The 19,185-nt window shown below is 72.6% G+C and carries 18 protein-coding genes; 13 read left to right on the top strand and 5 right to left on the bottom strand.

Going from position 1 to position 19,185, the window contains the following annotated elements:
* The first annotated feature begins 140 nt into the window (after positions 1 to 140).
* From OG310_RS18960 to OG310_RS19005, 10 genes are all read left to right on the top strand, one after another.
* On the top strand, positions 141 to 929 hold the full coding sequence (locus OG310_RS18960; RefSeq protein WP_329457065.1) for an aldose epimerase family protein: 789 nt from the start codon (positions 141 to 143) through the stop codon (positions 927 to 929).
* 10 nt (positions 930 to 939) lie between these two features.
* Complete coding sequence (gene pyrE / locus OG310_RS18965) at positions 940 to 1,488, top strand: orotate phosphoribosyltransferase (RefSeq protein ID WP_329457066.1); 549 nt, start codon at positions 940 to 942, stop codon at positions 1,486 to 1,488.
* 86 nt (positions 1,489 to 1,574) lie between these two features.
* Entirely contained in the window at positions 1,575 to 2,606 is a 1,032-nt protein-coding gene (gene fbaA, locus OG310_RS18970; protein ID WP_329457067.1) for a class II fructose-bisphosphate aldolase, read from the top strand.
* Between the two features lie 259 nt (positions 2,607 to 2,865).
* Entirely contained in the window at positions 2,866 to 4,380 is a 1,515-nt protein-coding gene (locus OG310_RS18975; RefSeq protein ID WP_329457068.1) for an MFS transporter, read from the top strand.
* Between the two features lie 2 nt (positions 4,381 to 4,382).
* Positions 4,383 to 4,796, top strand: coding sequence for a DUF3151 domain-containing protein (locus tag OG310_RS18980; protein ID WP_329457069.1), 414 nt, complete (start codon positions 4,383 to 4,385; stop codon positions 4,794 to 4,796).
* Positions 4,797 to 5,032: 236 nt separating this feature from the next.
* A complete protein-coding gene (locus tag OG310_RS18985; RefSeq protein ID WP_329457070.1) occupies positions 5,033 to 5,857 on the top strand; it encodes a tryptophan 2,3-dioxygenase family protein in 825 nt (274 codons plus the stop codon).
* Positions 5,850 to 7,097, top strand: coding sequence for a kynureninase (locus tag OG310_RS18990; protein ID WP_329457071.1), 1,248 nt, complete (start codon positions 5,850 to 5,852; stop codon positions 7,095 to 7,097). Before OG310_RS18985 ends, OG310_RS18990 begins: the two co-directional genes overlap by 8 nt.
* Positions 7,098 to 7,183: 86 nt before the next feature.
* The gene (locus OG310_RS18995; protein ID WP_329457072.1) at positions 7,184 to 8,119 is read left to right on the top strand and encodes an alpha/beta hydrolase family protein; all 936 of its coding nucleotides are present in this window, start codon (positions 7,184 to 7,186) and stop codon (positions 8,117 to 8,119) included.
* Positions 8,120 to 8,550: 431 nt separating this feature from the next.
* Positions 8,551 to 9,735, top strand: coding sequence for a sensor histidine kinase (locus tag OG310_RS19000; protein WP_443078865.1), 1,185 nt, complete (start codon positions 8,551 to 8,553; stop codon positions 9,733 to 9,735).
* Positions 9,732 to 10,391, top strand: a complete 660-nt coding sequence (locus tag OG310_RS19005; protein ID WP_329457074.1) for a response regulator transcription factor — start codon at positions 9,732 to 9,734, stop codon at positions 10,389 to 10,391. Before OG310_RS19000 ends, OG310_RS19005 begins: the two co-directional genes overlap by 4 nt.
* Positions 10,392 to 10,831: 440 nt before the next feature.
* Here OG310_RS19005 and OG310_RS19010 read toward each other — a convergent pair whose 3' ends face one another.
* Positions 10,832 to 11,689, bottom strand: coding sequence for a diacylglycerol kinase (locus OG310_RS19010; protein WP_329457075.1), 858 nt, complete (start codon positions 11,687 to 11,689; stop codon positions 10,832 to 10,834).
* 157 nt (positions 11,690 to 11,846) lie between these two features.
* Here OG310_RS19010 and OG310_RS19015 point away from each other — a divergent pair, with 157 nt between their 5' ends.
* Positions 11,847 to 13,130: an adenylosuccinate synthase gene (locus OG310_RS19015; RefSeq protein WP_329457076.1), complete on the top strand. Its 1,284-nt coding sequence runs from the start codon at positions 11,847 to 11,849 to the stop codon at positions 13,128 to 13,130.
* 111 nt (positions 13,131 to 13,241) lie between these two features.
* Here OG310_RS19015 and OG310_RS19020 read toward each other — a convergent pair whose 3' ends face one another.
* The gene (locus OG310_RS19020) at positions 13,242 to 13,478 is read right to left on the bottom strand and encodes a DUF397 domain-containing protein (protein ID WP_329457077.1); all 237 of its coding nucleotides are present in this window, start codon (positions 13,476 to 13,478) and stop codon (positions 13,242 to 13,244) included.
* The gene (locus OG310_RS19025; RefSeq protein ID WP_329457078.1) at positions 13,475 to 14,311 is read right to left on the bottom strand and encodes a helix-turn-helix domain-containing protein; all 837 of its coding nucleotides are present in this window, start codon (positions 14,309 to 14,311) and stop codon (positions 13,475 to 13,477) included. The genes OG310_RS19020 and OG310_RS19025 overlap by 4 nt, the downstream gene beginning before the upstream one ends.
* A 158-nt stretch (positions 14,312 to 14,469) precedes the next feature.
* Between OG310_RS19025 and OG310_RS19030 the strand changes: the two genes are divergently transcribed.
* Positions 14,470 to 14,874 (top strand): hypothetical protein, encoded by a 405-nt coding sequence (locus tag OG310_RS19030; RefSeq protein ID WP_329457079.1) that lies wholly within the window; start codon positions 14,470 to 14,472, stop codon positions 14,872 to 14,874.
* Between the two features lie 247 nt (positions 14,875 to 15,121).
* Here OG310_RS19030 and OG310_RS19035 read toward each other — a convergent pair whose 3' ends face one another.
* Both OG310_RS19035 and OG310_RS19040 read right to left on the bottom strand, forming a co-directional pair.
* The gene (locus tag OG310_RS19035; protein ID WP_329457080.1) at positions 15,122 to 16,240 is read right to left on the bottom strand and encodes a tetratricopeptide repeat protein; all 1,119 of its coding nucleotides are present in this window, start codon (positions 16,238 to 16,240) and stop codon (positions 15,122 to 15,124) included.
* Positions 16,237 to 17,790 (bottom strand): ATP-binding protein, encoded by a 1,554-nt coding sequence (locus OG310_RS19040; protein ID WP_329457081.1) that lies wholly within the window; start codon positions 17,788 to 17,790, stop codon positions 16,237 to 16,239. Before OG310_RS19040 ends, OG310_RS19035 begins: the two co-directional genes overlap by 4 nt.
* Before the next feature lie 535 nt (positions 17,791 to 18,325).
* Here OG310_RS19040 and OG310_RS19045 point away from each other — a divergent pair.
* Positions 18,326 to 18,994, top strand: a complete 669-nt coding sequence (locus OG310_RS19045) for a nitroreductase (protein WP_329457082.1) — start codon at positions 18,326 to 18,328, stop codon at positions 18,992 to 18,994.
* Positions 18,995 to 19,185 lie beyond the last annotated feature (191 nt).

Below are 19,185 nucleotides of genomic sequence, written 5' to 3' on the forward strand. Positions count from 1 at the left end.
GCCGGAACGCGCCGGAGCCGCCAAGGGCGGCACGTGGCGGAGCGGCCCGGGGGCGGCACGTGGCGGCGGCGTACTCCGTGGCGGGACGTGACGCGGTGGGGTGGGCGCGGCGGGGCGGGTGGCGGAACTACGCTGCTGGCGTGAGTGATCTGAAACTTTCCGCCGGTGACGTCACCGTCGAAATCGCGCCGGACGACGGCGCCCGTGTCAGCAGCCTCGTCATCGGCGGCACCGAACTGCTCCGGCAGGGCCCCCGCTACGGGTGCTTCCCCATGGTCCCGTGGTGCGGACGCATCGCGCAGGGACGCTTCCGCAACGGCGAGACCCAGCACCAGATGCCGCTCAACTCGGGGCCGCACGCCATCCACGGCACCGGCCGCGACACCGTCTGGCGGGTGCGGCACGCCGACGACACCACCGCGACGCTGACGTACGAGCTGGCCGAACCGTGGCCGTACCCGGGGCTGGTCACACAGACGTTCCGGCTGACGGACAGCGCGCTGGAGCTGACGCTCGGCGTGGAGACCCGGGCGGACTCCTTCCCCGCGCAGGTCGGCTGGCACCCGTGGTTCAACCGGTCCCTGGGCGCCGGCGGCGAGGACGTGAGCCTGGCCTTCGCGCCCGCGTTCCAGCTGGAGCGGGGCGAGGACCACCTGCCCACCGGCCGCCGCATCGACCCGCGGCCCGGCCCCTGGGACGACTGCTTCGGCATGCCCGACGGTGTGGAGGCCACGCTGACCTGGCCGGGACAGCTCGCGCTGACCGTGTCCAGCCCCGCCCGCTGGGTCGTCGTCTACGACGAGCAGGCGGAAGCCGTGTGCGTCGAGGCGCAGTCCGGCCCGCCGGACGGCCTGAACACCGACCCCGAGCTGGTCACCCGCCTCCAGCCCCTGGAACTCGCCGCCACATGGTCGTGGGAGCGCCTCTAAGCTCGGAGCCATGACCTCTACGAACAACGCCAAGGGCGAGCTGCTGCAGTCGATCAAGGACCTGGCCGTGGTGCACGGCAAGGTGACGCTCTCCTCCGGCATCGAGGCCGACTGGTACATCGACATGCGGCGCGTCACGCTCGACGGGCAGGCCGCGCCGCTCGTCGGACAGGTGATGCTGGACGCGGCCCGTGACCTCGACTTCGACTGCGTCGGCGGCCTCACGCTGGGCGCCGACCCCGTCGCCACGTCGATGCTGCACGCGTCCGCCGCCCGGGGCCGGCGCCTGGACGCGTACGTCGTGCGCAAGGAGCAGAAGCAGCACGGTATGAAGCGGCGGATCGAGGGGACCGAGGTGAAGGGCCGGCGCTGCCTGGTGGTGGAGGACACCTCGACCACCGGCGGCTCTCCCCTGACCGCGGTGGAGGCCGTCCGCGAGGCGGGCGGCGAGGTCGTCGCGGTCGCGGTGATCGTGGACCGGGGGGCCGCCTCCGCCGTGGCGGACGCCGGACTGCCGTACGTGTCGGCCTACACGGCCGCCGACCTCGGTCTCGCCTGAGTCTGGAAGGATACGGGGTGACGATGACGTCGCCCCCCAGGTCAGGGACTAGTACCTCAAACCGCACATCACATAGGAGCGGCAACATGCCCATCGCAACCCCCGAGATCTACGCCGAGATGCTCGACCGGGCCAAGGCAGGCAAGTTCGCCTACCCCGCCATCAATGTGACGTCGTCCCAGACCCTGCACGCCGCGCTTCGTGGTTTCGCGGAGGCGGAGAGCGACGGCATCATCCAGATGTCGACGGGCGGCGCCGAGTTCCTGGGCGGCCAGTACAAGAAGGACATGGTCACGGGCGCGGTCGCCCTGGCCGAGTTCGCGCACATCGTCGCCGAGAAGTACGGCATCACGGTCGCGCTGCACACCGACCACTGCCCGAAGGACAAGCTCGACACGTACGTCCGTCCGCTGCTCGACGTCTCCGCCGAGCGCGTGAAGGCCGGCCGCAACCCGCTGTTCCAGTCCCACATGTGGGACGGTTCCGCCGAGACGCTGGCCGACAACCTCGCCATCGCTGAGGAACTGCTCGCGAAGGCGGCAGCCGCCAGGATCATCCTTGAGGTCGAGATCACCCCGACCGGTGGCGAGGAGGACGGCGTCACCCACGAGATCAACGACAAGCTGTACACGACGGTCGACGACGCGCTGCGCACGGCTGAGGCGCTCGGCCTGGGCGAGAAGGGCCGCTACCTGCTGGCCGCCTCGTTCGGCAACGTCCACGGCGTCTACAAGCCCGGCAACGTGGTGCTCCGCCCCGACCTGCTGAAGGACCTCCAGGAGGGCGTCGCCAAGAAGTACGGGCGTCCCGCGGGCAGCCAGCCGTTCGACTTCGTCTTCCACGGCGGCTCCGGCTCCTCCGACGAGGAGATCGCCACCGCGCTGGGCAACGGCGTGGTCAAGATGAACCTCGACACGGACACGCAGTACGCGTTCACCCGTCCCGTCGCCGACCACATGCTGAAGAACTACGACGGCGTGCTGAAGGTCGACGGCGAGGTCGGTTCGAAGAAGACGTACGACCCCCGCACGTGGGGCAAGTCCGCCGAGGCGGGCATGGCGGCGCGCGTCACGCAGGCGTGCGAGTCGCTGCGGTCCGCGGGTACACGCATGAAGTAGGCGGTACGGCGTGACGCGGTGGGGCGCTCCGGCGCCGCCACGGGCGCACGCGGACCGTCCATCGGGCCCGGCCCCCTCGAAAGATCCGAGGGGGCCGGGCCCGATGCCGTGCGGCGAGGGCGCCGGCCCGTACCGTCCCGACACGGCACGCGACCGCTCCCGGGCGGGAACGGGACCGTGTCGCGGATGGCCGGAATTCCCCCCGGGTGGCCGTGTCGACCGGGTCGCCACGCGGGCCCGGGACGAGGATGATCCCCGTATGGACATCCGCCTGTCCTCGGCCAAGGGACGCTGGGTCATCCTCACCACGGTGCTGGGCTCCAGCATGGCCCTGCTCGACTCGACCGTCGTCAATGTGGCGTTGCCCCACATCGGCGACGACCTGCACGCGAAGCTCAGCGCGCTCCAGTGGATCGTCAACGCCTACACGGTCACCCTGGCGGGTCTGATCCTGCTGGGCGGCTCGCTCGGCGACCGGTACGGGCGGCGCAACGTCTTCGTGCTCGGCATCGTCTGGTTCGCGCTCGGCTCCCTGCTGTGCGGGGTGGCGCCCAGTGCGCCCGTGCTGATCATCGCGCGGGCCCTGCAGGGTGTCGGCGGCGCGCTGCTCACGCCCGGTTCGCTCGCCATCCTCCAGGCGACCTTCCATCCCGACGACCGGTCGCGGGCGGTCGGGCTGTGGTCGGGGCTCGGCGGTGTCGGGGCGGCCGTGGGGCCCTTCGTCGGTGGCTGGCTGGTGGACGGTCCCGGCTGGCGCTGGGTGTTCCTGATCAACCTGCCGCTGGCGGCGATCTGCGTGCCCGTCGCGCTCCGGCACGTACCGGAGTCGCGGGACCCCGAGCACCACGGGAAGTTCGATGTGACGGGGGCGGCACTCGGCGCCGCCGCGCTGGCGCTCGTGACGTACGCGCTGATCGGCAAGGCCTGGTGGGCGGGCGCGGCGGGGGTCCTCGTCGGGGCGGCGTTCGTCCTGGTCGAGAAGCGGCGGCCGGATCCGATGTTGCCGCTGTCGATCTTCTCGTCCCGTCAGTTCACGACGGTGAACCTGGTGACGCTGTGCGTGTACGCGGCCTTCGGCGGGTTCTTCTTCCTCGTGACGCTGCAGCTCCAGGTCGTCGCGGGCTACTCGGCGCTCAAGGCGGGCGCGGCGCTGCTGCCGACGACGGGGCTGATGCTGCTGTTCTCGGCGCGCTCCGGGCAGCTCGCGGACAAAATCGGCCCCCGCATCCCGCTGACCGTGGGGCCGCTGCTGTGCGCGACGGGCATGCTGCTGATGCTGCGGGTCGGCGAGCACGCCTCCTACCTCGTGGACGTGCTGCCCGCGCTGATCGTGCAGGGCGCCGGGATGGTCACGCTGGTCGCCCCGCTGACGGCGACGGTGCTGGCCTCCGTGGACACCGGCAAGGCGGGGCTCGCGAGCGGCGTGAACAACGCGGCGGCGCGGGCGGCGGGGCTGATCGCGGTGGCGGCGCTGCCGCTGCTCGCGGGCATGGGCCCCGAGGTCTACAAGTCGGCGCCCCGGTTCAACCACGCGTTCGACAAGGCGATGCCGATCTGCGCCGGGGTGCTGGTGGTGGGCGCGCTGCTGGCGTTCTCCACCGTACGCGGGCACGTGCGGGCGCCGGCCGGGGAGCGGGCCGTGGCGGAGACCGAGTGCAAGGTCTACTGCGGGGTGAACGGTCCGCCGGTCGAGCCGGTGCGGGAGGTCGTGGACGGGGCGTCCGCGAAGCGGGACACGCCGCCGCCCGCGCCGCCCGCGCAAGGCAGACTGTAAGCATGTCGATCCACGAGAACCTGCTGGGGGGACCTCCCCCCACCCACCTGCCCGACAGCCCGGAACCGCGCGAACTGCTGGCGCAGGGCACGTCACCGGCCGATGTCGCGGCGAAGTACCCGACGTCGTCGCTGGCCTGGGCGCTGCTCGCCGACGACGCGTGGACGGGCGGCCGGGTCATCGAGTCGTACGCGTACGCGCGCACCGGCTACCACCGGGGCCTGGACTCCCTGCGCCGCGCGGGCTGGAAGGGCCACGGCCCGGTGCCGTGGGACCACGAGCCGAACCGCGGCTTCCTGCGGGCGCTGCACGCGCTGGCGCGGGCCGCGCAGGAGATCGGTGAGCAGGACGAGTACGAGCGCTGCGCGACGTTCCTGAGGGACTCCTCGCCCGCGGCGGCCGACACCCTGGGCTGAGCAGCCCGGCCGCAGGGGAGGGACCGCGCGGTGGGCTTCCGGGCCCGCCGCGCCGTCCCTCTTCCCGTGTCCGGCGGCCGCCGTCCCGCAGCGTCCGCACCGTCGCGCGCTTCGCACCGCGTCGCGCGGCGGGGCCGGGAGGCGCCGATTATCATGCCTGGTGGGGACCGGGGTTCCGCGATCGTACGGTTGCGGGGCGGAGCGGACCGCTACCCGGGACGCCAACGGAGACAGCGATGTCCAACGACCCCGAGACCCCGAATCTCGACTTCGCGGGGACGACCCCGTACGAGGACTACGTCCAGGCCGACGTCCTCACCCATGCCCAGCACCTGCGGTCCGACGACCCGGGCGAGATGGTCTTCCTCGTCACGACCCAGGTCATGGAGCTGTGGTTCACCGCGATCGTCCACGAGTGGGAGACCGCGTCGCGCGCCCTGGACGAGGACCGGGTGCCCGACGCGCTGGACGCCCTGCGCCGCTCCGCGTGGGAGCTGGAGGCGCTGAACGCGGCCTGGCGGCCGCTGGGCCGGCTCACGCCCGCGCAGTTCAACGCGTACCGGGGGGCCCTCGGCGAGGGTTCCGGCTTCCAGTCGGCGATGTACCGCCGCCTGGAGTTCCTCCTCGGCGACAAGTCCGCGTCGATGCTCGTGCCGCACCGGGGCGCCCCGCGCGTCCACGCGGAGCTGGAGAAGGCCCTCGCCCGGCCCAGCCTGTACGACGAGGTGCTGCGGCTGCTGGCCCGGCGCGGCCATCCGGTGCCCGCCGAGGTGCTGGAGAGGGACCTCACCCGCAAGTACGCGCCGTCCGACGGCGTGGAGCTGGTGTGGGCCGCGATCTACGCTGACCGGGACCAGCACAGCGAGCTGGTCCGGCTCGGGGAGGCCCTCACCGACGTCGGCGAACTGGTGTGGCGCTGGCGCAACGACCACCTCGTCGCGACCCGTCGCGCCATGGGCTCCAAGCCCGGCACGGGTGGCTCGGCCGGGGTGGCCTGGCTGGAGAAGCGATCGACCGCCGTGGTGTTTCCCGAACTCTGGAGTGCGCGTGGACATGTCTGATCTCCCGACCGTTGTCGCCACCCGCGGGGCAGCGGCACCGGACCTGGCCGAGCGTGCCGCGCACCTCGACGCGGTCGACGAACTCGCCCCGGCTCGCGCGTTGTTCACGCTGAACGACGGTGTCGTCTACCTCGACGGGAACTCGCTGGGCGCGCTGCCCTCCCATGTGCCGGACCGCATGCGGGATGTGATCACCCGTCAGTGGGGTGAACTGGGCATCAGGTCATGGAGCGAGAGCGGTTGGTGGACCGCGCCCGAGCGGGTCGGCGACCGCATCGCGCCGCTCGTGGGCGCCCGCCCCGGCACCGTCGTGGTGGCGGACTCGACCAGTGTGAACGTGTTCAAGGCGCTGGTGGCGGGGGCCCGGCTGGTGCCGGAGGACCGCGATGAGATCGTGGTCGACGGGACGACCTTCCCCACCGACGGGTACATCGCGCAGTCCGTGGCCCGGCTGACGGGCAAGCGGCTGGTGGCCGTCGAGCCCGCCGGACTCGCGGCCCGGCTCGGGCCGCGTACCGCCGTCGCGCTCGTCAACCACGTCGACTTCCGCACCGGCAGGCTGCACGACCTGCCCGGCATCACCGCCGCCGTGCACGCGGCGGGCGGCATCGCGGTGTGGGACCTGTGCCACAGCGCGGGAGCGCTGCCGGTCGGCCTGGACACGCACGGTGTGGACCTGGCGGTCGGCTGCACCTACAAGTTCCTCAACGGCGGGCCCGGTTCACCGGCGTTCCTCTATGTCGCGCCCCGGCACCAGGCCGCCTTCGACTCCCCGCTGCCGGGCTGGAACTCGCACGCGGACCCGTTCGCGATGGCACCGGGTTACGCCGCCGCCGACGGCGCGCCCCGGGGCCGTGTCGGCACCCCCGACATCCTGTCGCTGCTCGCGGCCGACGCGGCGCTCGACGTGTGGGACCACGAGGCCGTCAGCATCGGTGCCGTACGGGCGAAGAGTCTCGCGCTCACCGACTTCTTCCTGGAGTGCGTCGCCGCGTACGCGCCCCCGGGCCGGCTCGCCTCGCTCACCCCGGCCGCGCACGCGGAACGCGGCAGCCAGGTCGCGCTGCGCTGCGAGGGGGCACCCGAGGTGATGGAAACGCTCATCGCCCGCGGCGTGGTGGGCGACCTGCGACGACCCGATGTCCTGCGGTTCGGATTCACGCCGTTGTATGTGGGGTTCGCGGACGCGGAACGAGCGGCTCGCGTGCTGGCGGAGGTGCTGGCCGGAAAGGCCGCGTGAACGCGGAGTGATCAAGGGCCCGATCTGCTGGTAGCGTCCCCGCAGGTCGGGCCAATTCCGCCCCCGCATCGAAAGGTTGGACGAGTATGCCGGACGCCGCCGCGCACGAACCCGCGAACGACCCCACCCGTGGCGCGATCCGTGACGCAGCTCGTGACGCAGCGGAGTACGACTCCCTGTTCGGGCATCCCGTCGTGGCGCCCGATGCCACCGCCGCCTACGGCGAACACCCTGATCAGATCGTCGACTTCCACGCGCCGCGGGGCGTCGCGTCAGGCAGTGCGCCGCTCGTGGTCCTCCTGCACGGCGGCGCCTACCGGGCCCGCGTGGACCGGGCGCACCTCTCGCCCTTCGCGGACTTCCTCGCGCGGCGCGGGTTCGCCGTGGCGAGCGTCGAGTACCGGCGCGGCGCGGCGCTGCCCGGGCAGGCCGACGGCGCGCCCGCCGGGAGCGCGCCGCCCGCGGGCCGCTGGCCCGAGACGTTCGACGATGTGGCCACGGCCCTCGACGTGATGCCCGCGCTGGCGGCCCGGGCGCTGCCCGCCGCCGACACCGGGCGGATGGTGCTGGCCGGCCACTCCGCGGGCGGCCAGCTCGCACTGTGGGCCGCGGCCCGGCACGTACTGCCGCCGGGGGCGCCCTGGCGGCTGGATCGCCCCGCCCCGCTGCGCGGTGTGGTGGCGCTCGGCCCGCTCGCGGATCTCTCCCTGTCGGCCCGGCTCGGGGCGTGCGAGGGAGCGGTGGCGCAACTCCTGGGTGAGGGCGAGGAGTTCAAGAGCCGCAGCGAGCTGGTCGATCCGGCGCTGCTGCTGCCGACGGGCATCGCGACCACGGTCGTACACGGCCGCGAGGACACCACGGTGCCGCCCGGGATCGCCGAATCGTTCGTGGTGGCGGCGTCGCGCGCGGGCGAGACGGTGGGGCTCACCGTGCTCGAAGGGATCGGCCACTTCCCACCGATCGACCCGGCGGCGGACGCGTGCGCGGTGGTCGCGGAGGAGATCGCCCAGCTCGCCTGGTAGAGGAGGCGGGCGCCGAGCGGCAGCGGGGGTTCACGGCCGACGACGCCGTACCGTCCCGTCGGCCTCGTCGCACCGTCCCGGTGGCGGCGACGCCCGGCCTGCGGCAGCGGTGACCGTCTCCCCCCGCGAGGAGCCGGTGGGAGCGGGCCGGGGCGCGGGGCGGGCGCGGATTCGCCCCACTGCGAGGATCCCGTGCAAGGACCCGTCGTACTCCGTGTAGTACCTGGGACGGACCCCGCAGGATCAGCATCGCGCCGGACGGCAGGCCGACCGGGGGCCCCTACCGTTGTGGTGTGACCGAAACTGTCAGGAACTTCGAACGCGGAACCGGGGCGGCGGACAGCCCCGAGCTGCGAGTGGCGCGCGGGCTGCTCGGCGGGCTGCGCGAGGACCTCTTCACCGGCGTTTTCGCCTCCCGGCCGCTGCCACCGATGCGTCCGGACGGTCCGGTGGCACGGCGGGTGCCGCGTCTGCTACGTCCGTACGCGGTGTGGACGCCGCACGCCGTGGTCCTGTTCGCGGCACTGATCGCCCTGCTCATCGGCCTGGCGGACTTCGGGTCGGTCCTCGCGCTGGCGCCGGCCGCGGTCATCGCCTGCACCCTGCTGCGTCCGGTGCTCGCCTGGTGGCTGTCGATCGCTGAGCTGACGGTGCTGGGCCTGCTGAGCTCCGGGTCCCCCTACGGTGCCTTCACGCTGGGGGGCAGCGCGCTGACCGCCCACGTCGTGGTCGTGACGGTGGTCGCCGCGCGCACCCGGCCACGCACCGCCCTGTGGATGTGGCTGCTGTCGGCCGCCGGTGCGATGGCCACCGGGATCGTGATCGACTACGACGCGGCGACCGGCCCGGTGCTGGTACTGATGGCGGTCCTGCTGCTGGTGGTGGCCGTGGTGCAGGTACGGGCGGCGGCTCGGCACGAGGTGGCCGCGCAGCAGAGTGTGACGGCGGTGGAGCGGGACCGGCGGACGCTGCTGGAGGAGCGCACGACGATCGCCCGCGAACTGCACGACGTCGTCGCCCACCACATGTCGGTGGTGGCGATCCAGGCGGAGGCCGCCCCGTACCGGGTGCAGGACCCGCCGCCGGAGCTGGAGCAGGCGTTCGTCACGATCCGGGAGAACGCGGTGGCCGCGCTCACCGAGCTGCGGCGCGTGCTCGGCGTCGTACGGGCGGAGGACTACCAGGCGCCGGACGCGCCGCAGCCCACGCTCGCGGACCTCGAAGGCCTGATGAACAACGTGCGGGAGGCCGGCCTCACGGTGGACAGGACCGTCACCGGGGCGGTGCGGGTGCTGCCGCAGGGCGTGGAACTGTCGGCGTACCGGATCGTGCAGGAGGCGCTGAGCAACGCGCTGCGGCACGCGCCGGGCTCGACCGCGCGCGTGGAGATCGGTTACGTGCTCGGCGGCCTCGGACTGCGGGTGGTGAACACCGCCGCGCGCGGGCTCGTCAAGCCCTCACCGGGGGCCGGGCACGGGCTGACGGGCATGCGTGAGCGGGTGGCGATGCTGAGCGGCGAGATGACGACGGGCCCGACCGGGGACGGCGGCTACGAGGTCGCCGCGTTCCTGCCGGTACCCGCGGCCGGGACCGAGCAGGCGGGAGCGGCGGAATGACGATCAGGGTGGTGATCGCGGACGACCAGATGATGGTCCGCGAGGGTTTCTCGGTACTGCTGAACGCGATGCCGGAGATCGAGGTCGTCGGGGAGGCGGTCAACGGACGCGAGGCGGTGGCGCGGGTCGCGGAACTGCGGCCGGACGTGATCCTGATGGACATCCGCATGCCGGAGATGAACGGCATCGACGCGACCCGCGAGATCGTCGCGGCGGACACGGACGCCAAGGTGCTCGTTCTGACCACCTTCGACCTCGACGAGTACGTGTACCAGGCGCTGCGCGCGGGCGCGTCCGGCTTCCTCCTCAAGGACGCGTCGGCGCGCCGGCTCGCGGACGGCGTACGCGTGGTCGCGGCGGGCGAGGCGCTGCTCGCGCCGAGCGTGACGCGCCGCCTGATCACGGAGTTCTCCAGGCTCTCCGACACCCCGCGCGCCCCGACGTCGGCCCGGGTGGGGGATCTCACGGAGCGCGAGACCGAGGTCCTGGTGCTGATCGCCCAAGGCCTGTCGAACGGCGAGATAGCCGAGCACCTGGTGGTGGCGGAGTCCACGATCAAGACGCATGTGAGCCGCGTGCTGGTGAAGCTGGGCCTGCGCGACAGGACCCAGGCGGCGGTCTTCGCCTACGAGGCCAGGCTGGTGACACCGGGCTAGCGGGCGTTCGCCGGCCGGGGGCAGGGGGCGCCGGGCCGGTGCGGCGTGCCGGCAGGTGGACGGCGTCGGAAGCCGCGGCCCGGCTCAGGGGATGGGCGGGCCGCGGCTCCGTCGACCGCGGCAGTCCACACCCCGTGTCAGAGAGCGGCTTCCGCGGTCCGCCGGACGTTAGCGCCTCCGCCACCGCGCCCGGTGCCGAGAAGCTGACGTGAAAGTGACGTCGCCCCCGGAGCCGCGCTGCCCCGGACCGCGCCGCCCCCGGACCCGCGCGGGCAGCGGCCCGGGGCGGCGGATCCGGTGGGACCGCTTCCGGCGTGGCACCCGCACCCGGCAGCCGGGCCGAGTGCGCCCGCACCCGACTCGCCGGGCCGAGAGCGCCCGGCCCGGCCGCCGGGGCCCGGCGCCCCCTGGAGCGACCCGGCCCGGGGAGCCGCGCGCCCCTACCGGACCGTCGGAAGGATCAGGCTCCAGGCCTGCGGGCGCAGCGTCCAGGTGCGGGTCCTGACCGGGCCCGCGACCCGGGTGTCGGCTCCGTAGTGGAAGTCGGCGCCCGAGATCGTCACCGACGCGGCTCGCGCGCGCAGCGGCTCCCGCTGGTCCGGCAGCCGTATGACGATCTCGGCGAGCCCGTCACCCGGTGAGTGCACCGTGACCCGCTCCAGGGGGCGGTCCAGGTCGTTCAGCAGCACCCCGTCGGCCTCGACCCGCAGCCGGTACGTGGCGGGCGGGCCGCCGCCGGGACCTGACGGCCGGACCAGGCCCCGGACCAGGGAGCGGCAGGCACCCCATACCGAGGTGCCCGGGGGCCGGGCGCCCGGCCCGGACACCGGCGCGAGCGCCGGGACGCGCAGCCCGCCCAGCACCACCCCGTCGCTGTCGTCCACGAGCAGGTCGAGGCGGCGCGGAACTCCGTCGAGCACGGTCCGCGCCCCCGCGACCGCGCCCACCGGCACCCCGAGGGAACGCGCGAGCGCCACTTCCGCCGTGCCGCCCACCGGGACGAAGGCGAGGGCGCTCGCGGCGAGCTCCCGTTCGCGGTGCAGCAGCGCGACCGTACGCAGCAGGGCCCGGTCGTTACCGATCACGACGGGCCGTCTGTGGCCGCGCCGGGCCAGGGCGCGGGCGAACTCCTCCGGGGTGTCCGGCAGGCAGATCTTGGCGGGTGCGCCCGCGCACAGCACGTCTTTCGCGATACGCACGGACTCGCCGTCGCTTCTTCGCGCCAACGGGTCGATGACCACCAGGAGCTGCTGTGGCTGCTGCCGTGTGCCGTGGGCGGCGATTTCCGGAGCCGACACCTCGGTCCTTCCTCGGGTAGCATCTTTGTGCAAGAGCCCCTTGCGCTATTGCGCCAGGGGCTTCGTCTATTCCGGGGCAACCGGTTCGACGGTTCGGGCTGTGCCGCACGCCGCCCCCTGACCTTGGACATGCCCCGCCCGGAAGGGGTGTACGCCTGTGCCCGCACTTGTGCTGCTCGGTGCTCAGTGGGGTGACGAGGGGAAGGGGAAGGCCACCGACCTGCTCGGTGGCTCCGTCGACTACGTCGTCCGTTACCAGGGCGGCAACAACGCCGGCCACACGGTCGTCGTCGGCGACCAGAAATACGCGCTGCATCTCCTCCCGTCCGGCATTCTCTCGCCCACCTGCGTGCCGGTCATCGGCAACGGCGTGGTGGTCGACCCGGCTGTCCTCATGTCGGAGCTGAGCGGGCTGAACCAGCGCGGGATCGACACGTCGAAGCTGCTGCTGAGCGGGAACGCGCACCTGATCACCTCGTACCACACGACGATGGACAAGGTGACGGAACGGTTCCTCGGTTCCCGCAAGATCGGCACCACCGGACGGGGCATCGGCCCCGCGTACGCGGACAAGATCAACCGCGTCGGCATCCGTGTCCAGGACCTCTACGACGAGTCGATCCTGACGCAGAAGGTGGAGGCCGCGCTCGACTTCAAGAACCAGTTGCTCGCGAAGCTCTACAACCGCCGCGCCATCGAGGCGGGCCGGATCGTGGAGGAGCTGCTGACGTACGCGGAGCAGCTGAGGCCGTTCGTCGCCGACACGACCCTGATCCTGAACACGGCCGTGGACGAGGGCAAGGTCGTCCTCTTCGAGGGTGGCCAGGGCACGCTGCTCGACATCGATCACGGCACGTACCCCTTCGTCACGTCGTCCAACGCCACCGCCGGCGGCGCCTGCACCGGCTCCGGTGTGGGCCCGACGAAGATCGACCGCGTCATCGGCATCCTCAAGGCCTATACGACGCGCGTGGGCTCCGGTCCGTTCCCCACCGAGCTGTTCGACGAGGACGGTGAGGCGCTGCGCCGCATCGGCGGCGAGCGTGGCGTCACCACGGGCCGCGACCGTCGCTGCGGCTGGTTCGACGCGGTGATCGCCCGCTACGCGACGCGCGTCAACGGCCTGACGGACTTCTTCCTCACCAAGCTCGACGTGCTGACCGGCTGGGACCGCATCCCGGTCTGTGTGGCGTACGAGATCGACGGCAAGCGCGTCGAGGAACTCCCGTACAGCCAGACCGACTTCCACCACGCGAAGCCGGTCTACGAGTACCTGCCGGGCTGGTCGGAGGACATCACGAAGGCGAAGACCTTCGCCGACCTGCCGAAGAACGCGCAAGACTACGTGAAGGCGCTTCAGGACATGTCGGGCGCGCCGATCTCCGCGATCGGGGTCGGCCCGGGCCGTACGGAGACGATCGAGATCAACTCGTTCCTCTAGGCCGGGTCCGGGGAGCCGCCGGGCCGGTGGTGTCCGTACGTCTGCCGTACGGCCCGCCGGGCCCGGCGCCGCCCGCACGCGCGGTGCGCCGGGCCGCGCGGACCGATGTGATCAGTTCGTCCGGCCCAGGAAGGCGGACCAGGCGCCGGGAGTGACGGTGAACGAGCCGCGCGCCACGTCCTTGGAGTCCCGGACGTGGACGGCCCCCGGGCAGGTCGCGACTTCGACGCACTGGCCGCCCTCATCGTCGCTGTACGTCGACCTGCGCCAGGTGACGGCGACTTCGACGCACTGGCCGCCGCTGTCGCTGCTGTAACTGGACGTGAACCACCGCACTCTGCTGGTCATCGGTCTTCTCCCGCCAGTCCTTCGATGAGGGCCACCGATTCGGCCGGGCTCAGCGCCTGTGCCCGGATCCTCGCGTACCGCTGAGCATACGTTCGGACCTTTGCGGCTTCCTTGATCAGCAGGGATTCGTCCTGGGGCTCCAGGTAGACGAAGCGGTCGTCATCAGGGGTCTCGATCAGCGTGATCGACCCACGTGCCCCCGCGCACTCCCCGCGTGAGCCCGCGTTCAGCGGTAGGACCTGCACGGTCACGTTCCTCAGCCGGGCCAACTCGGCCAGACGCCGGAGCTGTTTCCTCATGATCGACGTGCTCCCGATCTGCCGCAGGAGTGCGGACTCGTCGAGGATGAGCTCGATCAGCGCCGTCGGCTGCCGGGAGAACAGCCCCTGCCGGGCCATGCGCGCGTCGACCAGCCCCTGTACACGCTCCTCCGAAGGCGGCGGGAAACCGCCGTTGATCAATGCGTGGGCGTAGTCCTCCGTCTGGAACAGCCCGTTGACGAGGTGGGTCTCGTAGATGAAGATCGCCACCACACGTTGCTCCAGCGCGGCGAAGTCCTTGAACTGAGCCGGATACTTGTCCATCCGCACGAACTCCCGTGCCTCTTCGAAGATCCCCGACCCCTCGCCGAGGACCCGTTCCAGTGCTTCCAGCATCTGGTCGCTGGCCGGTTGCGAACCCGTTTCCATCGCGCTGACGGCCGAGCCGGTGAACCCCAGCCTGCCGCCGAGTTCTTCCTGGGACCAGCCTTTCTGCTTGCGCAGGTTGCGCGCGATGCGGGCGACATAGCGGGTGGTCGTTCCCGCGCTTTCCTTGTTCTCGGAACGCGCCATCTTTCAGCCTTCGCTTCCTCTCAACCGGCCTCAACCGGTCCGTACCGGTCGCCGCCCGGATTCCAGCCGCTTGTGGGACGAAGAGTGCTGGTCAGGCGTGTTTGTACGCGGTGTGCGGGACAGGGGAAACGCTAGTCAGGAAGCGCTTCAATGGCGGCGTGAAACCAGATATCCGGGAATCAAACCCGTGGATTCCTGCGGTCGGTCACGCGCTGCGCAGAGCGGGCGTGCAATTCGACGCCGTACGTGTGGACGGCGACGAGGGGCGGGAACTGGCGCTGATGATGGAGTCCTGTACGGGCGGCGACCCCGGGCCGGTGATCCAGCGGGCGAACGCGGCGCGCGGCACGTACTTCCTGCTGCCGGTGGGCAGCACGCTCCGACGGGTGTGGCCCGTCGGTGTGACGCGGTACAACGCGACCCCTTGGGGCTTGCGCTACGTGCCGGTCCCCGCGCTCGAAGGGCGCACCTGGCCCTTGACGTGGTTCTGCGAACCCCTGGAACCGGGCAGGTTCGTCCACCCGTTGCTGCTGCGGCACGCGGCGATGGCGGTGCTGGGGTGACGGCCCTGCGAGGGGCGGAGCGGACGCGTGGGTCAGGCGGTGCCACCGGCGCCGGTGTCGCTGCCCGCCGCCGGGGAGCGGGGGAGCGGGCGGCGGCGACAGCGTGAGGCCCCGGGCTCCCTGGGCCCTGGCTGTCCGGGGCGTCGGTCGCAGGGATGACGGCGGCACGGTCGCGATCGCTGGGATGACGGCGTTTGCGGTCGTGGTCGCGGTCGTCGGGATGACGGTGGTTCGGTCGCGGTCGCCCTCATCCGTACAGGTCGGCGGCGCTCGGCCGGCCGGCGCCACCCGGTGTCACCCGGTGGCGCAGTACGTGGTCGCGGCAGGCGGCCAGGGCCACCGGCACCCAGGCCACGCCCGCGAGGACGTAGACCGGGACGAGGTCCGGCCACGGCACCAGGGCCATGACCACCGTGACCAGCGGGCTCCACAGGACGGATGCGGCCGTCCACCGAAGGAGCGCGCTGTCCCGGCCGACGCGGGCGAGTATCCGCAGCTTCCGGCGCGGGAGCGCGCGGGCGATCTGCCAACTGAACGCGGCACACGCCGGGAGTTCGAGGACCAGAGCGGCGACCCGTACCGGAAGCGGTGTCGGCGGCGGGAAGCCGTGCAGCACCACCAGCGGGACCAGGACGAGGACCGCGGTCACCACGCGCAGCCGGCGCAGGAGCATGTGCAGCAGGGCCGCCACCGGGTAGAACTGCTGCCGCTGGTCCGGCAGGGCGGCCAGCGCCTCGACGCGGACGGCCAGCAGTTTCACCAGAGCGAAGCGGTCCCGGCTCAGCGCGACGGCGTCGAGCTGGGCCCGGGCCTCGGCGTCGGAGGGGTCCAGGGCGAGGACCCTGCGCAACGCCTCCGCCCGCTCCCCGCCCCGGCCCAGAGCCCCCGAGACCTCGGCCACCTGCCGGTGCGCGCGGGGCTCCGAGGGGGCGAGTCGCGCCGCCTCCAGGGCCTCGGCGAGGGCCCGTTCGCGCGGATCGGGACGGGAGGAGGCGGACGGGGGACGAGGGCAGGCGCCCAGCACGCGCGACAGCGTCGCGTGGGAGGACCACCGGTCCGGCGCGAGCCTGACGCATTCCTCGGCCGCGGCGACGGCATCCTCGTAACGCCGTGACCCCAGCAGGGCCAAGGACAGCGCCCGGTAGGAAAGTTCACTCTCCGGCGCGCCCCGTACGCCCTGCGCCGCGGCGTGTTCCGCGTCGTCCCACTGCCGCGCCCGGACGTGGCACAGGGCCCGGAAGGACCACGCGGCGGCGTCCCCCGGGTCGGTGGCCAGCCGCTCGTCCAGGACGCGCGCGGCCTCCTCGTGACGGTCGATGCCCAGCAGCACCGCCGCGCGGGACACCGCGTCGGAGACCCCGGTCACCGACGGCCCCGGCGCTTGAGATGGGCCAGCAACTCGTCGTACGCGCCGTCCTCGTTGCCGTACTGTGCGACGCCACGGGCCGTGGCGAACCAGCCGGCGGTGGACGGCCGCACCTCGCCGGCCGCGTCCAGCAGGTCACGCATCCCGATCATGCGCGGCTCGCCGGTGCGCACCGAGTCCAGCAGCGCGTGCTCCGCGGCCGTCTCGCACACGTGCGCCAGGTCCGCACCGGAGAAACCGTCGGTCCGCCGCGCGAGACGGCCCAGGTCGATGCCGACCACGGGCCGCTCCCGCAAGTGGTAGCGCAGCACCGACTCGCGGGCCGCCTCGTCGGGGGGCAGGACGAGCAGCATCCGGTCCAGCCGGCCGGGCCGGCGCAGCGCCGCGTCCACGTCCCACGGGTGGTTGGTCGCCGCCAGCACGAACACCCCGTCGTTGTCCGCGTCCACGCCGTCCAGTTCGGTCAGCAGCTGGTTGACGGTCGTGCGCATACTGCCGGGCATCCTGCTGCGCTTACCGCCGAGCGCGTCGAGCTCGTCCAGGAACACGACACACGGAGCGTTGCGGCGCGCCGCCTCGAACAGGCCCCGGAGGTTGCGCTCGGAACGCCCCAGCCACATGTCCAGGACGTCGCTGAGCGCGATGCTGAGGAACGCGGCACCCAACTCACCCGCGACCGCACGAGCCAGGAAGGTCTTGCCGCACCCGGGCGGCCCGTACAGCAATAGGCCGCCCCGCAGGCTCTTTCCGTAGAGCCGGCGCAGTTCCGGGTTGCGCATCGGCGCCAGGAACGCGGCCTCCAGCCGCTCCTTGACCTCCTGCATGCCGCCGACATCGGCCAGCCGCACCTCGCTGCGCGCCCGCACCTCCCAGGCCTCGCCGGGCCCGTCGTGCGGAACCGCCGGTACGGGGGTGGCCCGGTCGGTCGCGGATGGGCCGTGCGCGGCCCGGCCCTGATCCCGGTTCTGATTCGTGCCGACGGGACCTGGGGCCGCGCCGGCGTCCGTCCCCGCGCCTGTTCCTGCCCCTGTTCCGGTGCCTCTGTCTGCTCCGGCGTCCGGGCCGCTGCCCGTTCCGGTGCCCGTTCCGGTGCCTGTTCCGGTGTCGTCGAGGAACCGCGCGGGCTGGTCGACCCCCGCGACCTCCCGCTCGGCACGCGACCAGTCGAAGTGACGGTCAGGTGCGGGGGAGCCCTGCCGGGCGGCGGAGGGGTCCCTCCCGGCCGAGGGGTCGTCGACCGGCGTCCCCTCGCCGGGTGCTTCGTGCTGGGGGACGGCCGGCTCCACGGGCGCCGCAGTATCGGTGTCCGGAGCCGGGCCGGTGACCGGAGCCGGGCCGGTGCCCGGGACCGCCAGGGCCCGGGCCATCAACTCGCGAGCGCCTTCGTCGCCCGGCGCCCGCCCCAGGACCGCGGCGGCCTCCGCCACGGCCTCGTCGCGCCGGCCCGCGTCGAGCAGCAACTGCCCCAGGTGCAGCCGCAACGGCACATCCTGCGGAGTGTGCGCGAGCGCTGCCCGCAAGCTCTGGATGAGTGGCTCGGAGTCGCTCATGGGTCTCCTGCCCGCGGACGGCGGAGGGGGACGGTACGACGGCCACGACGATTCGCGACCACGATCGCCGCTTCGGCCCCCCGGTATGGTCGCGGATCAGCATAACGACGGGCGTCAGCGGCGGAGGGGTTCCGGCGATGCCGGGATGGTGCGAGGCAGCCGTGGATCTTCGCTGACCGTACTGCCGAACTTCGCCGTGTGCCGTGGTTCGTGGGCTCCGCGCATTCGTCCTCGGCGATCGGGAAGCACGCCTCTGGCCGCCGGACCGGAGCCCGCCGCGGCGGGGCCGCTGACGGATCTGCCGAGCCGGTTCGTCCCTTCCGCGGCGGGTGAGGCGTCAGCGCGCCCGCGCAAACCTGCCGGACGGGCCCGCTCGGTCGCGCGCGGCGTGGCGATCGACCTGCTCCGACGAACGGTGTCCGGGACGGGAAACCGGGGGCGAGGATGCGCGTGCCTGATAGTTGCATGTAAGACGGTATCGATTGATACCATCGTGAACCAAGATGGCCCCGTGAACAGATGGAGGCGAACGGTCTTGGACGTCTACGAGGCGGTCGCGAGCCGACGGGCGGTGCGCGGATTCACCGGCGAACCGGTCCCGAGGGAACTGCTGGAGCGCGTGCTGTCCGCTGCGGCCCGGGCGCCGTCCGGATCGAACATCCAGCCGTGGCACGCCTACGTGCTGACCGGCGCGCCGCTGGCCGAGCTGAAGAAGCGGGCCGGCGAGCGCCTGGCCGCAGGGGACGCCTGGGACGAGCCGGAGTACGCGATGTACCCGACCTCACTGAAGTCCCCTTATCGCGAGCGCCGGTTCGCCTTCGGCGAGCAGCGCTACGGCGCCCTCGGCATTCCGCATGAGGACATCACGGCGCGTCAGAGGGCCGCCTCCGCGAACTGGGATGCCTTCGGCGCGCCCGCCGCCCTGTTCTGCTACATCGACCGTGACCAGGGACGCCCGCAGTGGTCCGACGTCGGCATGTATCTGCAGACCGTCATGCTGCTGCTGCGCGCCGAAGGGCTGCACAGCTGCCCGCAGATGGCATGGGCGAAGTTTCACCGGACGGTCGCGGAGGTCCTCTCACCCCCGGGGGACCTCGTCCTCTTCTGCGGCATGTCGATCGGGTTCGAGGACATCACGGTGGGTTACGCCCGAACGGGCCGGGCGCCCCTCGACGAGACGGTCACGTTCGTCGACGGCTGCTGACACCACCCGCACTGCCTCCATGTGGCACTTCAGCCGAGTCCACGTGCCCACGCTGAGCGGGAACACCCGGCCAATGCCTGGGGATGCATGCACCCCGTGAAGCGGGCAGGTGCGTCCATCCGTTGCCGCCGCTGGGGCCGTTGCCACCGCTGGCGCCGTTGCCGCTGCGGCACGCGGCGCTGACGGTGCTG

It is taken from the genome of Streptomyces sp. NBC_01497, assembly GCF_036250695.1.
Classification (GTDB): domain Bacteria; phylum Actinomycetota; class Actinomycetes; order Streptomycetales; family Streptomycetaceae; genus Streptomyces.

Bases quoted from the DNA above. Each gene is read 5' to 3' on its own strand.
- OG310_RS19020 (WP_329457077.1), bottom strand. From the start codon at position 13,478: ATGACCAGCAGAGTGCGGTGGTTCACGTCCAGTTACAGCAGCGACAGC.
- pyrE (WP_329457066.1), top strand. From the start codon at position 940: ATGACCTCTACGAACAACGCCAAGGGCGAGCTGCTGCAGTCGATCAAG.
- OG310_RS18975 (WP_329457068.1), top strand. From the start codon at position 2,866: ATGGACATCCGCCTGTCCTCGGCCAAGGGACGCTGGGTCATCCTCACC.
- fbaA (WP_329457067.1), top strand. From the start codon at position 1,575: ATGCCCATCGCAACCCCCGAGATCTACGCCGAGATGCTCGACCGGGCC.
- OG310_RS18980 (WP_329457069.1), top strand. From the start codon at position 4,383: ATGTCGATCCACGAGAACCTGCTGGGGGGACCTCCCCCCACCCACCTG.
- OG310_RS19025 (WP_329457078.1), bottom strand. From the start codon at position 14,311: ATGGCGCGTTCCGAGAACAAGGAAAGCGCGGGAACGACCACCCGCTAT.
- OG310_RS18990 (WP_329457071.1), top strand. From the start codon at position 5,850: ATGTCTGATCTCCCGACCGTTGTCGCCACCCGCGGGGCAGCGGCACCG.
- OG310_RS19000 (WP_443078865.1), top strand. From the start codon at position 8,551: ATGCGTCCGGACGGTCCGGTGGCACGGCGGGTGCCGCGTCTGCTACGT.
- OG310_RS18985 (WP_329457070.1), top strand. From the start codon at position 5,033: ATGTCCAACGACCCCGAGACCCCGAATCTCGACTTCGCGGGGACGACC.
- OG310_RS18995 (WP_329457072.1), top strand. From the start codon at position 7,184: ATGCCGGACGCCGCCGCGCACGAACCCGCGAACGACCCCACCCGTGGC.
- OG310_RS19040 (WP_329457081.1), bottom strand. From the start codon at position 17,790: ATGAGCGACTCCGAGCCACTCATCCAGAGCTTGCGGGCAGCGCTCGCG.
- OG310_RS19005 (WP_329457074.1), top strand. From the start codon at position 9,732: ATGACGATCAGGGTGGTGATCGCGGACGACCAGATGATGGTCCGCGAG.